Source organism: Streptomyces tremellae (assembly GCF_039540215.1).
GTDB lineage: Bacteria > Actinomycetota > Actinomycetes > Streptomycetales > Streptomycetaceae > Streptomyces > Streptomyces tremellae.
In genome coordinates this window covers 12,232-25,782 of the sequence record NZ_BAABEP010000011.1, presented here as the reverse complement: position 1 = coordinate 25,782, position 13,551 = coordinate 12,232, and the positions used below count along the sequence as shown (strand labels likewise).

The 13,551-nt window shown below is 72.5% G+C and carries 11 protein-coding genes and 1 pseudogene; 5 read left to right on the top strand and 7 right to left on the bottom strand.

Annotated features, from left to right (window positions below):
* Positions 1–59: 59 nt before the first annotated feature.
* Genes ABEA77_RS10935 through ABEA77_RS10925 form a run of 3 tightly spaced genes read right to left on the bottom strand, consistent with a single transcriptional unit; the run spans position 60 to position 2,982 of the window.
* Positions 60–1,307, bottom strand: coding sequence for a dipeptidase (locus ABEA77_RS10935; protein ID WP_345644652.1), 1,248 nt, complete (start codon positions 1,305–1,307; stop codon positions 60–62).
* Positions 1,308–1,315: 8 nt separating this feature from the next.
* The gene (purE, locus tag ABEA77_RS10930) at positions 1,316–1,849 is read right to left on the bottom strand and encodes a 5-(carboxyamino)imidazole ribonucleotide mutase (RefSeq protein WP_345644650.1); all 534 of its coding nucleotides are present in this window, start codon (positions 1,847–1,849) and stop codon (positions 1,316–1,318) included.
* Positions 1,846–2,982 (bottom strand): 5-(carboxyamino)imidazole ribonucleotide synthase, encoded by a 1,137-nt coding sequence (locus ABEA77_RS10925; RefSeq protein ID WP_425588258.1) that lies wholly within the window; start codon positions 2,980–2,982, stop codon positions 1,846–1,848. Before ABEA77_RS10925 ends, purE begins: the two co-directional genes overlap by 4 nt.
* A 401-nt stretch (positions 2,983–3,383) precedes the next feature.
* On the opposite strand from ABEA77_RS10925, the gene ABEA77_RS10920 reads away from it, so the two are divergent.
* Positions 3,384–3,932 carry a GtrA family protein gene (locus ABEA77_RS10920; RefSeq protein ID WP_345644866.1) on the top strand — a complete coding sequence of 183 codons (549 nt, stop codon included), beginning with the start codon at positions 3,384–3,386 and terminating at the stop codon, positions 3,930–3,932.
* 33 nt (positions 3,933–3,965) lie between these two features.
* Here the strand turns inward: ABEA77_RS10920 and ABEA77_RS10915 are convergent, their stop codons facing one another.
* Both ABEA77_RS10915 and ABEA77_RS10910 read right to left on the bottom strand, forming a co-directional pair.
* Positions 3,966–5,231, bottom strand: coding sequence for an ATP-binding protein (locus ABEA77_RS10915; RefSeq protein WP_345644644.1), 1,266 nt, complete (start codon positions 5,229–5,231; stop codon positions 3,966–3,968).
* Positions 5,232–5,664: 433 nt separating this feature from the next.
* Positions 5,665–6,342 (bottom strand): response regulator transcription factor, encoded by a 678-nt coding sequence (locus tag ABEA77_RS10910; protein ID WP_345644641.1) that lies wholly within the window; start codon positions 6,340–6,342, stop codon positions 5,665–5,667.
* A 394-nt stretch (positions 6,343–6,736) separates the two neighbouring features.
* Here ABEA77_RS10910 and ABEA77_RS10905 point away from each other — a divergent pair, with 394 nt between their 5' ends.
* Positions 6,737–8,257 (top strand): peptide MFS transporter, encoded by a 1,521-nt coding sequence (locus tag ABEA77_RS10905; RefSeq protein ID WP_345644638.1) that lies wholly within the window; start codon positions 6,737–6,739, stop codon positions 8,255–8,257.
* A gap of 184 nt (positions 8,258–8,441) precedes the next feature.
* On the opposite strand, the gene ABEA77_RS10900 is transcribed toward ABEA77_RS10905, so the two are convergent.
* Together ABEA77_RS10900 and ABEA77_RS10895 are read right to left on the bottom strand one after the other, a co-directional pair.
* The gene (locus ABEA77_RS10900) at positions 8,442–8,924 is read right to left on the bottom strand and encodes an ATP-binding protein (protein WP_345644635.1); all 483 of its coding nucleotides are present in this window, start codon (positions 8,922–8,924) and stop codon (positions 8,442–8,444) included.
* A gap of 174 nt (positions 8,925–9,098) precedes the next feature.
* The gene (locus tag ABEA77_RS10895; RefSeq protein WP_345644632.1) at positions 9,099–9,467 is read right to left on the bottom strand and encodes an STAS domain-containing protein; all 369 of its coding nucleotides are present in this window, start codon (positions 9,465–9,467) and stop codon (positions 9,099–9,101) included.
* Between the two features lie 354 nt (positions 9,468–9,821).
* On the opposite strand from ABEA77_RS10895, the gene ABEA77_RS10890 reads away from it, so the two are divergent.
* From ABEA77_RS10890 to ABEA77_RS10880, 3 genes and pseudogenes are all read left to right on the top strand, one after another.
* Entirely contained in the window at positions 9,822–10,814 is a 993-nt protein-coding gene (locus ABEA77_RS10890) for an RNA polymerase sigma factor SigF (protein ID WP_345644630.1), read from the top strand.
* A 180-nt stretch (positions 10,815–10,994) separates the two neighbouring features.
* Positions 10,995–12,242 carry a DegT/DnrJ/EryC1/StrS family aminotransferase gene (locus tag ABEA77_RS10885; protein ID WP_425588253.1) on the top strand — a complete coding sequence of 416 codons (1,248 nt, stop codon included), beginning with the start codon at positions 10,995–10,997 and terminating at the stop codon, positions 12,240–12,242.
* Positions 12,229–13,521 (top strand): annotated as a pseudogene (locus ABEA77_RS10880) (lipopolysaccharide biosynthesis protein); the annotation flags it as partial. The gene ABEA77_RS10885 and the pseudogene ABEA77_RS10880, both read left to right, overlap by 14 nt.
* Positions 13,522–13,551 lie beyond the last annotated feature (30 nt).

Sequence of the window (13,551 nt, the reverse complement as noted above, 5' to 3'; positions counted from 1 at the left end):
CCTGCGCCGCCTGTCCTGGGGCACCCGGTCCGGCCGGGCCACCGGCCGCGTTCGGCGGGCTACGCGGCCGGTGCGCCGCCGGCGGTCGGCACGGGGCCGTCCAACTGGTCGATCGTGGCCAGCGACGGGCCGCGCTTGGCGCTCAGGCTCCGTGCCGCGTCCTCGGCCCCGCGCAGGGTGCGCACGGCGTTCTGCCAGGTCAGCTTGGCCAGGTCCGCGCGGGACCAGCCGCGGGCGCGCAGCTCGGCCAGCAGGTTCGGGTAGCCGGCCACGTCGGAGAGGTCGCTCGGGGTGAAGGCCGTGCCGTCGAAGTCGCCGCCGATGCCGATGTGGTCCACGCCCGCCACCTCGCGCATGTGGTCCAGGTGGTCGGCCACCGTGGCCGCGGTCGCGACCGGGCGCGGGCTGGCCGCCTCGAACTCCTCGTGCAGGCGCATCGCCTGCGGAGTGGTGTCGAGATGGTGCAGGCCGTGGGCGCGCAGGTTGTCGTCGGCGGCCTGGGTCCAGGCGACGGCCTCCGGCAGGACGAACTTCGGCACGAAGGTCGCCATCGCGACACCGCCGTTGGCGGGCAGTTGCGCGAGTACGTCGTCAGGGATGTTCCTCGGGTGGTCGCAGACCGCCCGGGACGACGAGTGGGAGAAGATCACCGGCGCCTCGGTCACCGCGAGCGCGTCCCGCATCGTCGTCGCCGCCACATGGGAGAGGTCGACCAGCATGCCGAGCCGGTTCATCTCCCGCACGACCTCACGGCCGAAGGCGGTGAGGCCGCCCGCCCGCGGCTGGTCCGTCGCCGAGTCCGCCCAGCGCAGGTTGTGGTTGTGGGTGAGCGTCATGTAGCGCACACCCAGCTCGTACAGGGCGCGCAGGGTGCCCATCGACTCGGCGATGGACTGGCCGCCCTCCGCCCCCATCAGTGACGCGATGCGGCCCTCGGCGCGTGCGGCCTCCATCTCGTCGGCCGTGCGGGCCGGTGCCAGGGACTCGGGGAAGCGGGCCAGGAGCCGGCGCACGAAGTCGATCTGCTCCAGGGTCGCGGCGACCGGGTTCTCGCCGGGACCCATGTCGGACGGCACGTACACCGACCAGAACTGGCCGCCGACTCCGCCGCGGCGCAGGCGGGGGAGGTCGGTGTGGAGCTGGCCGGTGCGGTCGCCCGCCACGTCCAGCGCGTCGAGGTCGTAGCCCGCCTGTTCACGCATCGCCCACGGGAGGTCGTTGTGTCCGTCCACCACGGGAAACTCCGTGAGCAGTTCGCGCACCTCGTCGAGGTGCTCCTGCGCCGCGCCGCCGCTCTCCTGCGCCATGCCCCGCCTCACTTTCCGAAACCGAAGGACGCCTCGCCCTGGGCCTTCGCCCGCAGTCGCTTGCCCTTCTCCGTCGCCTGGTCGTTCAGCTCCTGCTGGAAGTCCTTCATGTGGGACAGCAGCGCGGGGTCGCTCGTGGCGAGGATGCGGGCGGCCAGGAGGCCCGCGTTGCGGGCGCCGCCCACCGACACCGTCGCGACGGGCACGCCCGCGGGCATCTGCACGATCGACAGGAGGGAGTCCATGCCGTCCAGGTACTTCAGCGGCACCGGCACGCCGATCACCGGCAGCGGCGTCACCGACGCCAGCATGCCCGGCAGGTGCGCCGCGCCGCCGGCGCCCGCGATGACCGCCTTCAGGCCGCGGTCCGCCGCGCCCTCGCCGTACGCGATCATCTCGCGCGGCATGCGGTGGGCCGAGACCACGTCGACCTCGTACGGGATACCGAACTCGTCGAGGGCCTTGGCGGCGGCCTCCATCACGGGCCAGTCGGAGTCGGAGCCCATCACGATGCCGATGAGCGGCGCGTTGTCGGAGGTCATTCGGTGATCGTCCCTCGCAGGTAGCCGGCGGCGTGGCGGGCGCGCTCCAACACGTCGTCCAGGTCGTCGCCGTAGGTGTTGACGTGCCCGACCTTGCGGCCCGGCTTCACATCCTTGCCGTACATGTGGATCTTCAACTGCGGGTCGCGGGCCATGCAGTGCAGGTACGCCGCGTACATGTCGGGGTAGTCGCCGCCGAGGACGTTGCCCATCACCGTCCACCGCGCGCGGGGGCGCGGGTCGCCGAGGGGCAGGTCGAGCACGGCGCGGACATGGTTGGCGAACTGGGAGGTGATCGCGCCGTCCTGCGTCCAGTGGCCGGAGTTGTGGGGGCGCATCGCCAGCTCGTTCACGAGGATGCGGCCGTCGCGCGTCTCGAAGAGCTCGACCGCGAGGTGGCCGACGACGCCGAGTTCCTTCGCGATGCGCAGCGCCAGCTCCTGTGCCTCGCCCGACAGCTCTTCGGACAGGCCGGGCGCGGGGGCGATGACCGTGTCGCAGACCCCGTCCACCTGCTGCGACTCCACCACCGGGTAGGCGACGGCCTGGCCGTGCGGGGACCGTACGACATTGGCGGCGAGCTCGCGCGCGAAGTCGACCTTCTCCTCCGCGAGCACCGGGACGCCCGCCTTGAAGGGCTCGGCGGCCTCGGCCTCGGTGCGTACGACCCACACGCCCTTGCCGTCGTAGCCGCCGCGGACGGTCTTGAGGACCACCGGGTAGCCGTCGCCGCCGTCGGTGCCCGCGCCCTCGGCGGCGAAGGCCGTCACGTCCGCAGGGCCGCTCACCACGCGGTGGCGGGGGCACGGCACACCGAGCGCCGTCAGTCGCTCCCGCATCACGCCCTTGTCCTGGGCGTGCGCGAGCGCGTCGGGGCCGGGACGCACGGTCACGCCGTCCGCCTCCAGCGCCCGCAGGTGCGCGAGCGGCACGTGCTCGTGGTCGAAGGTGATCACGTCGCAGTCGCGCGCGAAGGCCCGCAGGGTCTCCAGGTCGCGGTAGTCGCCGACGACGACGTCGGACACCACCTGCGCCGCGGAGTCCTGCGCTGTGTCACTGAGGAGCTTGAACTTCAGGCCGAGGGGGATGCCCGCCTCGTGGGTCATACGGGCGAGCTGACCGCCACCGACCATGCCGACTACGGGAAACGTCACCGGACCAGGGTATCCGGCGCGTTTCCCACCACGGAGGGCCGCTCGCGCGAGCCCCTCCCCGAACCGCGAACCCCCTCTGCCGCTCGCGCGAGCCCTGCCCGTACGGTGTCCGGTTCGCTCGCGCGAGCCCCTCCCCGTACCCCGAACCCCCTCTGCCGCTCGCGCGAGCCCTGCCCGTACGGTCTCTGGTTCGCTCGCGCGAGCCCTGCCCGTACGGTGTCCGGTGCCTGCGCGCGCCCTGGCCGTGCATCGTCCCGGCTCGTGCGCGGCCCCGGCCGTACGGTGCCGCGCTCGGGCCGTCCGGCGCCGGGAGCGGTCCCGGGAGGGGCTCGCTGGTTAGCATGGGTCGCCACGACACCGAACGGACGGGGCTTGACCACATGGGCGTACGGGAAGCGGGCGCGGCGCCTGAGGCGCGGCTGCACCGGGTGCTCAAGGAAGTCGTCAAGTTCGGCGCCGTCGGCGGGGCCGGCCTGCTGGTGAACCTGCTGGTGTTCAACCTGGTCAGGCATGTGACGAGCCTGCCGGTCGTGCGGGCGTCGGTGCTGGCGACGATCGTGTCGATCGTCTTCAACTACATCGGCTTCCGCTACTTCGCGTACCGGGACCGCGACAAGACGGGGCGCACCCGCGAGCTGACGCTGTTCCTCTTCTTCAGCGTCATCGGCCTGGTCATCGAGAACGGCATCCTCTACACGGCCACCTACGGCTTCGGGTGGGACTCGCCGCTCCAGAGCAACGTGTTCAAGTTCGTCGGGATCGGCGTGGCCACGCTGTTCCGGTTCTGGTCGTACCGGTCGTGGGTGTTCAAGGCGCTGCCGCCGGGCGGCACGCCGTTCCTCGACCGCCCGGGGACAGGGGCGGCCGGGACGCAGGGGACCGGGCAGCACGCCGAGCCCCTGGAGGCGGCGCCCCGCCGCCTCGGCTGAGACCCGGCCGCCGCTCGACGGGGATCGCGCGGCTCAGCGCACCGGGCGCTCCCGCTCCTGCGGCTCCTGGGTCTCGCGGCTGAGGAACAGCGCGAACACCGGCGGATGCGGCTGCAGCAGTTCGAGGCGCCCCCCGTCGGCCTCCGCCAGGTCGCGGGCGACGGCGAGGCCGATGCCCGTCGAGTTGTGGCCGCTGATGGCCCGCTCGAAGATCCGCGCCCCGAGGTCGGGGGAGACCCCCGCCCCCTCGTCGGTGACCTCGATGACCGCCTGGTTGCCGGTGACACGGGTACGCAGCGCGACGGTGCCGCCGCCGTGCATGAGCGAGTTCTCGATCAGCGCGGCGAGCACCTGCGCGATCGCGCCGGGTGTCGCCATCACCCACACGCCCTGCCGTCCCGACCGCACGATGGCGCGGCCCGCGCTGCGGTAGACGGGTTTCCACTCCTCTATCTGCTGCTTGATGATCCGGTCGAGGTCGAGGGGGATCGCCGATCCGGTACGCGGGTCCCGCGCGTTGGTGAGCAGCCGTTCCACCACGTCGGTGAGGCGCTCCACCTGGTTGAGCGCGATGGACGCCTCGTCCCGTGCCGTGTCCAGGTCCTCGGTGACGGTGATCTCCTCAAGCCGCATGGACAGCGCCGTCAGGGGCGTGCGGAGCTGGTGCGACGCGTCGGCGGCGAGCCTGCGTTCCGCGGTCAGCATGCGGGCGATGCGCTCGGCGCTGGAGTCGAGGACGTCGGCGACCCGGTCGAGCTCGGGCACCGCGTACCGCTTGTGCCGGGGCCGCGGGTCGCCCGAACCCAGCTTCTCCGCAGTCTCGGCCAGGTCGACCAGCGGGGACGCCAGCATGTTGGCCTGCCGTACGGCCAGCAGCACGGCCGCGATGATCGCGAGCAGCGCCACCGCGCCGATGATCAGCAGCGTCCTGCCGACCTCGCGCGTCACGGAGGAGCTCAGCTCCTCGACGGTGACGACCTCGCCCTGTTCGCCCCGGGCCTCGCCCCGGATGACGGAGCCCTTCGGTTTGCTGCCGACCTGCACGTCCCGGTGGCCCGGCACATCGACGCGCGCGTACCTGTTGGCGGTGATCTGCTGCTTGAGGACGCTCGCGCTGATGGACTCGCCGCCGAGCAGCCGTCCGTCGACGATGCTGACCACCCGCAGGGCCTCGGAGTCCACGCTCTCCTGGGCACTGCTCGTGATCGTCCGCGTCTCGACGATGACGAGCGACACGCCGAAGACGGCGATGACGACGAGCACCACGGCCAGCGTGGAGTTGATCAGTCGACGGCGCAATGGGCCCTCCGTGTGGGGGTGGCACGGCAACGGGGCCGTTCCCTCGGTCGCGTCCAGCCTGCCAGGGCCGTGCGTCCGCGGGCGCGGCGCCCGGCCGCAAGACCGCCCGCGACACCCGGTCCAGGGTCCGTGCCCCACCCAGGGAGCAGCGCGGCACCCGGCTGCGCGGGCCTCCGGGCACCGTGGCCGCCCGGCACCGGCGACCGGGCCTCGCGCCCACCGGACGTCGGCGAAACCGGGCCCGCGACCGCGGGGGCGCTGCAAGCGCCCCACACAGGGACAAACCCCGCAACCCCGCAACCCCGCAACCCGACACCGTGGCCGCCCGCCCCCATGCGGACCCCGGCGTCAGCGCGGGCCCCCGCCGGGCGGCGCCGGCACCGGGCCCCACCGGCCGCCGCCCGCCGGCACCGGGCCCCGGCGGGCGGCGGCCTCAGCTCTTTTCGAAGCGGAAGCCGACGCCCCGCACCGTGGCGATGTACCGCGGGTTCGCCGCGTCGTCGCCGAGCTTCTTGCGCAGCCAGGAGATGTGCATGTCGAGCGTCTTGGTTGAGGACCACCAGGTCGTGTCCCAGACCTCGCGCATCAGCTGGTCGCGGGTGACGACCCGGCCAGCGTCCCGTACCAGCACCCGCAGCAGGTCGAACTCCTTGGCGGTGAGCTGCAGCTCGTCGTCGCCCATCCACGCCCGGTGCGACTCGACGTCGATCCGCACACCGTGCGTCGCCGGGGCGGGCTGGGGCTCGCTCGCCCCGCGCCGCAGCAGGGCCCGGACGCGGGCGAGCAGCTCGGCGAGGCGGAACGGCTTGGTCACGTAGTCGTCGGCGCCCGCGTCGAGCCCGACGACCGTGTCGACCTCGTCGGCGCGCGCCGTGAGGACGAGGATCGGCACCGCGTGGCCCTCGGCCCGCAGCCTGCGGGCGACTTCGAGCCCGTCCATGCCGGGCAGGCCGAGATCGAGGACGACCAGGTCGATACCACCCTGAAGGCCCGCGTCGAGAGCGGAGGGTCCGTCCTCGCGGACCTCGACCTCGTACCCCTCCCGGCGAAGGGCGCGGGCCAGGGGTTCTGAGATGGATGCATCGTCCTCGGCGAGCAGTACACGGGTCATGTGGTGATGGTAGTCCGCAGGCGACGGCGGTAGGGCAACCCTCGGGCGCGCCTGCGGTACAGACGGTGACGTAGCGTTCGGCCTTCGAATCGGGTGTTTCCCCCACTCGTAACCTGTGATTGATATCTCAAGTCCTTCTATATGGCTCCATGATGTGCCGTATGGTGATGCAGAGCCTGTAGTACGACTGGAGGGCCTTTGGCGATGACGCTGCCAAAGGTCTTTTTCGTGTGCGGGCGGCCTCCCCGCCCCGCGTGCGGGCGGCGGCCTCCCGCGGGGCGCCCCGTCCCTCCACGGATCCCCGCGGCCCCCACGGTGTGCGGCCCCCGGGCCGCCACGCCCCCACGACGTGCGGCCCCCACGGCCGGCACGCCCCCCACGAGCTAGGAACACCATGGCGACCACACTGACGAAGGACGTGCCGAGCCCACCCGGCAGCGGCAAGACCTTCTTCGGCCACCCGCGCGGTCTGGCCACCCTCTTCATGACCGAGATGTGGGAGCGGTTCAGCTTCTACGGCATGCGGGCGCTGCTCACCATCTATCTGCTGTCCGGAGGCCCGGACGCGTCCAAGGGCCTGCACGGGGGCGGCCTCGGCATGGACCTGGCCGCCACCACCGCGATCTACTCGATCTACAACTCGCTGGTCTACCTGCTCGCGATGCCGGGCGGCTGGCTCGGCGACCGGGTGTGGAGCCCGCGCAGGACGGTGGCCGTGGCCGCCGGGACGATCATGGTGGGGCACCTGACGCTCGCGCTGCCCGGCTCGGGCACGTTCTTCGTCGGGCTCGCCCTCGTGGCGCTCGGCTCCGGCCTGCTCAAGGCCAACATCTCGACGATGGTCGGCCACCTCTACGACGGCCCCAACGACCCGCGCAGGGACGGCGGCTTCACGATCTTCTACATGGGGATCAACATCGGCGCCTTCTTCGCCCCGCTGACGATCGGCACTGTGGGCGAGAAGTACAGCTGGCACCTGGGCTTCGCGCTCGCCGCCGTCGGCATGGCCCTCGGTCTGGCGCAGTTCCTCATCGGCACGCGCCACCTGAGTCCCGAGAGCAGCCGGGTGCCTCAGCCGCTGACCCGCGAGGAACGCGCCTCATGGCTGCGCAAGGGCCTGCTGTGGCTGATCGTCGCGGTCGTCGCGTACGGGATCATCGGACTGAGCGGCCACTTCACGATGAACTGGGCGATGGTCCCGCTGACCGTCGCGGGCCTGGTCATACCGGCCGGGGTGCTGTGGCGGATCAAGCGGGACCGGTCGCTGTCCACGGGCGAGCAGACCAAGATGTCCGGGTACATCTGGTTCTTCGTGGCCGCCGCGGTCTTCTGGATGATCTACGACCAGGGCGGTTCCACGGTCCAGGCGTTCGGCACGGGCAAGGCGTCCGACTCGCTGCTCGGCCTGTCGTTCCCGACGTCCTGGTACCAGTCGCTCAACCCCGTCTTCATCATGGCGCTCGCGCCCGTGCTTGCCTGGTTCTGGCTCTGGATGAACCGCCGCGGCAAGGAGCCGAGCACGGTCGTCAAGTTCGCGGTCGGGCTGGTCTTCGTCGGCGTCTCGTTCTTCTTCTTCCTGATCCCGCTGACCATGGCGGTCGGCGGGACGCTGGTCAGCCCGGTCTGGCTGGTCGGCATCTATCTGATCCAGACGGTCGGTGAGCTGTGCCTCTCGCCGGTGGGCCTCTCGGTGACGACGAAGATGGCGCCGGAGAAGTACGCGAGCCAGATGATGGGCGTGTGGTTCCTCGCCGTGACCGCGGGCGACTCGGTGACCGGCCTCCTCTCCCTCGCCAAGGTGGACCTGAGCGGCGCGGGCGTCGTGGCGCTGGAAGCCGGCCTCGCCACGCTCGCCGGTGTGGCCGTGGTGATGTACCGGCGCCGCGTGCGGGCGCTGATGGGGGAGATCCACTGAGGCCGCTCCCGCGCCCGGCAGAGGGCCCCGCGCCGACGGCCCCGACCGGCTGCGAGCCGGCCGGGGCCGTCGTGCGCCGTGCGCCGTCGTGCGCCGTGCGTCGGGGCGTCGTGGGGGCGTGGGGCGCGGGTGGTGGTGGGTCCGGGACCTGCGACGGGTCCCAGGGCCCGCCGGGGGCCCTCCGTTACGCCGGAGCCGCCAGTTCCGCCCACACCGTCTTGCCGGGGACGTCCGGGTCGTGCCGTACGCCCCAGTCGAGGCAGAGGCGCTGGACGATGAACATGCCGTGGCCGCCGGGCCGCCCTGCCCGGTGCGGGGTGCGCGGCTCGGGCCTGCCCTCACCCCGGTCGGTGACCTCAAGGCGCAGTACTTTCGCCGCGGTCGACACCCGCAGCCGCTCGGGGCCCTCGGCGTGCAGGCACGCGTTCGTGACCAGTTCCGAGACGACCAGCAGGACATCCTCTGCCGCCGCCCGCGCGTCCGGGGTCGCCGCGGGCAGCCAGCCCCAGTCGTAGAGCGCCTGGCGGGTGAAGTCGCGCGCCAGCGGGACGACGCCGCTGGCACTGTCCAGCATGAGCGTGCGGTTCGTGCCCTCGGACACGGACACCTGGCCGGCGTCCGGCTCGGGGCCGAGGTCGCCCGGCGGTGGCTGCCGGGTGGTGCTCATCAGCGCTTCACCTCACCGATTCGCCGAGTTGCCATGGTTGCTGCACAGAGAGTGATAACAGGGGAGTGTGCTGCCTGCGGGAGTCTTCTGCCCGAACGCGTCGGGACAACACCCGACGCCGCGGCACAACACCCGGTGCCGTCACAGCACCCCGCCGGAACCGGACTCACACGCTCACTCCGCCAGCGCGTCGTGCAGCGACGCGTGCACGCCGAAGACCGCGTCGGCGCCGGTGATCTCGAAGACCCGGGCGACCACGGGCCGCATCCCGGCCAGGTGGACACCGCCGCCGGCCGCGTCCGCCCTGAGGCGGGCCCCGAGCAGCACGTTGAGCCCGGTCGAGTCGCAGAACTCCAGCTGCGAGCAGTCGATCACCAGCCGTGACCGCCCCTGATCAAGCGCTTCGTCCAGCGGGGCTCGCAGCAGTTCGGCCGTGTGGTGATCGAGTTCACCCGCCGCCGTAACGACCTCGCTGCGGCCCTCGGTGCGAACCTCGACCCTGAGCCGGCCCTGGTTCGTACTGCCGACCGTCTGGCGGTCCATTCCGCCCCTTTTCGCCGTGATTGCCGTGTGGTGTTTCGTGCCGTGGTCGCTCCCCGCGCGCAGGCCGCGCCGTGCGACGGCGGGCCCGATGGGCTGTGGGGATCGGCGTCCGCTCCGGAACCCGGCCGACGGCGGACGCCCGCAGAACATTACGCCTTTCACCGGCCGCGGGGTAGCCGAAGTAGCCAACATTGCCTATCAAAGCGGACAATTGGGACTTGCAACGGTCTGCGCCTACCGGGTAGGGCTAGAAGAAGACACATCCGCACACGGCACGGCCTGGGAGGCGCCGCACGCCGCAGTCAATGCGCACCGGTATCGGCAGCCATATTGCCGAGAACGATGGAGGAGACCATGTCACCCCGGCTCGACGAACCGCGTACCCCGATCGCGCCGTCGGCATCAACGCACGAACTTTCTGTGACCGACGTCACATCCTGGATGTACGGTCCTGACGCGGAGGCCTCCGCGGCCCCCGCCGTCGAGGCGCGCACCTCCGCGCCCGCCACGGCTCCTTCCGCGGACGCAGGACTGCTTCCGCCGCCCGACATCCCGTCGCAGGAAGCCCTCGCCGACATGGACGCGGTCGACGCGCGTGTCCTGTCCAAGACCCTGTTCGCCCGGCTCGAAGCCCTCGAAGAGGGCACCCACGAGTACGCCTACGTGCGCAACACACTGGTCGAGCTGAACCTCGCCCTGGTGAAGTTCGCCGCGTCACGCTTCCGTACCCGCAGCGAGCCGATGGAGGACATCGTCCAGGTCGGCACGATCGGTCTGATCAAGTCGATCGACCGGTTCGAGCTGAGCCGCGGTGTCGAGTTCCCCACCTTCGCCATGCCGACGATCATCGGCGAGATCAAGCGCTTCTTCCGCGACACGTCGTGGTCGGTGCGCGTCCCGCGCAGGCTCCAGGAGCTGCGGCTCGACCTCGCCAAGACCAGCGACGAACTGGCCCAGCGGCTGGACCGCGCCCCGAGCGTCGGCGAGCTCGCCGACGCGCTCGGCATCACCCGCGAAGAGGTCGTCGAGGGCATGACGGCGAGCAACGCGTACACCGCGAGCTCGCTGGACGCACAGCCCGAGGAGGAGGACGGCGGCGAGGCCACCCTCGCCGACCGCATCGGCTACGAGGACCACGGCATCGAGGGCATCGAGTACATCGAGTCGCTCAAGCCGCTGATCGCCGGCCTCCCGCACCGGGACAGAAAGATCCTCTCGCTGCGCTTCGTGGCCAACATGACGCAGTCCGAGATCGGCGAGGAACTCGGCATCTCGCAGATGCACGTCTCGCGGCTGCTGTCGCGGACCCTGGCCAAGCTCCGCAGGGGCCTGACGCTGGACGAGTAGCGACGAGCGGCACGGCCGGGCGCACCGTGCCCGCCGCCACGGACGCCCCCGCGGGAAGCGCCCCGCGGGGGCGTCGGCCTGTCCTGCGGGGGCGTGTGCGCGGGACAGGCCCAGCGGGGGCCGTGTTGACGCCCCGTCCGGTATGAGCCACATTGGGCGCCGGGGCAGGGGGGAATCCGCATGGCACGTGGGGAAGGCCGTCCGGGGGGCCGCGCGGCGCTCGAAGCGCTGATGCGGCGGCGCCTCGGCAGGGAGTGCCTGTACACACCGTCGTGCAGGCTCGGCCTGTACGTGGCGCTGCGGCACTGGTGCCGGCCCGGCGGGCGGATCCTGATGTCGCCCGTCAACGACGACGTGATCTTCTTCGTCGTCCTCGCGGCCGGACTGCGGCCCGTACAGGCGCCGTTGAACCCGCTCGACGGGACGATCGACCTCGGGGCCGTACCCGAGGCGACCTGGCGCGGCCTGTCCGCCGTCCTCACCGCCAACCTGTACGGGAACCCCGACCCCGCCCCCGAACTCCGCGCCCGCTGCGACGCGTCGGGCATCCCGCTCATCGAGGACGCGGCGCACGCGATCGGCAGCGTCCACACCGACGGGCGGCACGTCGGGGCCGTGGGCGACGCGTCCGTGTTCAGCCTCTCGAAGCACGCGGGCGCAGGGACCGGAGGGTTCCTGGCCTTCGCCGACCCCGCCCTTCGCCCCCGACTGGAAGCATTACGCGACGAGTTGCTGCGACCGGCCCGGTTCGCATCCGAGGTGCTCTACGCGCTGCGCCCGTACGCGGAAGCCGGCGTGCGCGGCCTGCGGCTGACCGGCGCGGCCCACGCCGCACTGCGCGTCCTCGGCGCCGAGGAGCGCGCGGAGATCCGGATGCCGCTGCGCGCGGCCGAGTTGGCGCGGGCACTGGCACCGGCGGCCGTGCCGGGGCTCGACCCGCTCGACCCCTGGATACGCGTCGACATGCACCCCTACCGCATCACCCCCGGCCCCGTGCGCCTGCGCCGCACCACGCGCCTCCTCGAACGCCTCGACGCCCGCCTGGCCCGCCACGCCGCAGGCACCGCGGCGCTCCTGAACGCCATCCCCGCCGGTCTTCGCCACGCACCGGGAGAGAGCCCCCGGCGTCCCCAACCCCTCTTCCGCGTACCGCTGCTGGTCGCCGACCGGGACGCGGCGCTCGCCGCGCTCGCCCGCCGCCGTATCACCGTCGGATACCTCTACGACCCGCCGCTCGACGCCTACGCGGGCGAGGAGTTCACGGACCCGTCGCCCGAACCCGGCCCCGCCGCCTGGTTCGCCCGGCACGCGCTCCCCGTCGACCCGTGCAGGGCGGCGGAGATCGCCCCGGTCCTCGCGGCGCTGCCCGTCACCCCCGTACAGCCGCCCCGCAGCGCCCCCGCCCGCGAGGGCCGTGACGGTGGCTGACCCGGCCGGCCTGCCGGGGGCCCCGGCGGCAGGCGGCGCCCCGCCCGAGGCCGACGCCCGCCCGATGTTCCGCAACGCCTACGCGCTGATGCTCTCCACCGGCGTCTCGGCCGCGCTCGGCCTCGGCTTCTGGGTGGTCGCGGCCCGCCACTACACCGAGGAGGCGGTCGGTCAGGGCTCCGCCGCCATCGCCGCGATGCGGCTGCTCGCGTCGATCACCGCGACCACCATGATCGGCGCCGTGGTCCGCTACGTGCCCCGCGCGGGACGCGGTACCGCGGCGCTGGTGTGGCGGGTCTACGGGCTCAGCTCGGTGGTGGTGTGCGCCGCGTCGCTGGTGTTCCTCGCGACACTGCACCGCTGGGGCGACTCGTACGCGCCGCTCGGCGGCCCGCTCCCCGGCCTCGTCTTCACCGCGGCCTGCGTAGCCTGGGCCGTACTCACTTTGCAGGAAGGGGTGTTGACGGGGCTGCGCAGAGCGTTCTGGGTGCCCGTGGGCAACACGGTCTTCTCCCTCGCGAAGCTGGTGCTCCTCGCCGTGCTCGCGGCGGCCCTGCCCGTCCTCGGTGTGTTCGTCTCCTGGGCCGCGGCGATCGCGCTCTCCCTGCTGCCCCTGGGCTGGCTGGTCTTCCGCAGGCTGATCCCGCGCCAGGCCGCGCAGCAGCGCGAGCACCCGCCCCTGCGCTACGCGGACGTCGGGCGCTTCATGGCGGGCGACTCGGCGGGCTCGCTGTTCAGCCTCGCCATGATCAACCTGCTGCCGGTGATGGTGGCCGTACGGTTCGACGCGGCGCACAACGCGTTCTTCTACGCGGCGTACACCGTGGGCGGCACCATGGAGTTCATGGCCATCAACATGGCCTCCTCGCTCACCGCGCACGCCTCGTACGAACCCGGCGCACTCGCCGCGGGCGTGCGCGGGGCGCTGCGCAGGATGGCCGTCCTGCTGGTGCCGGCGGTCGCGGTGATCGTGGCGTTCGCCCCGCTGGTCCTGGCACCCTTCGGCACCGCGTACGCCTCCCACGGCACCACCGTCCTGCGCCTCCTCGCGCTCGCCACCCTGCCCCGCGTCCTGGTCGAGCTCTACCTCGGCATCCTCAGGGTCCAGGGCCGCACCGCCCTGCTCGCCCTGTTCCAGGCCGCGATGTGCCTGATCACCCTGGGCGGCTCGGCGGCCCTCATGCCTCCTCTCGGCATCACAGGCGCGGGCGTCGCGGTCCTGGCCGCCGTGACCCTGGTGGGCGCGGCCACCACCCCCGGCGTCACCCGCACCCTGCGGGCGGGCCCGCAGGGTGCGGCGTGAGCGTTT

What these genes read in the sequence shown, in the direction of transcription:
- purE (WP_345644650.1), bottom strand. Translation starts at nt 1,849, where the DNA reads ATGACCTCCGACAACGCGCCGCTCATCGGCATCGTGATGGGCTCCGAC.
- ABEA77_RS10925 (WP_425588258.1), bottom strand. Translation starts at nt 2,982, where the DNA reads ATGGTCGGTGGCGGTCAGCTCGCCCGTATGACCCACGAGGCGGGCATC.
- ABEA77_RS10885 (WP_425588253.1), top strand. Translation starts at nt 10,995, where the DNA reads ATGGCACGTGGGGAAGGCCGTCCGGGGGGCCGCGCGGCGCTCGAAGCG.
- ABEA77_RS10895 (WP_345644632.1), bottom strand. Translation starts at nt 9,467, where the DNA reads ATGGACCGCCAGACGGTCGGCAGTACGAACCAGGGCCGGCTCAGGGTC.
- ABEA77_RS10935 (WP_345644652.1), bottom strand. Translation starts at nt 1,307, where the DNA reads ATGGCGCAGGAGAGCGGCGGCGCGGCGCAGGAGCACCTCGACGAGGTG.
- ABEA77_RS10905 (WP_345644638.1), top strand. Translation starts at nt 6,737, where the DNA reads ATGGCGACCACACTGACGAAGGACGTGCCGAGCCCACCCGGCAGCGGC.
- ABEA77_RS10890 (WP_345644630.1), top strand. Translation starts at nt 9,822, where the DNA reads ATGTCACCCCGGCTCGACGAACCGCGTACCCCGATCGCGCCGTCGGCA.
- ABEA77_RS10910 (WP_345644641.1), bottom strand. Translation starts at nt 6,342, where the DNA reads ATGACCCGTGTACTGCTCGCCGAGGACGATGCATCCATCTCAGAACCC.
- ABEA77_RS10900 (WP_345644635.1), bottom strand. Translation starts at nt 8,924, where the DNA reads ATGAGCACCACCCGGCAGCCACCGCCGGGCGACCTCGGCCCCGAGCCG.
- ABEA77_RS10920 (WP_345644866.1), top strand. Translation starts at nt 3,384, where the DNA reads ATGGGCGTACGGGAAGCGGGCGCGGCGCCTGAGGCGCGGCTGCACCGG.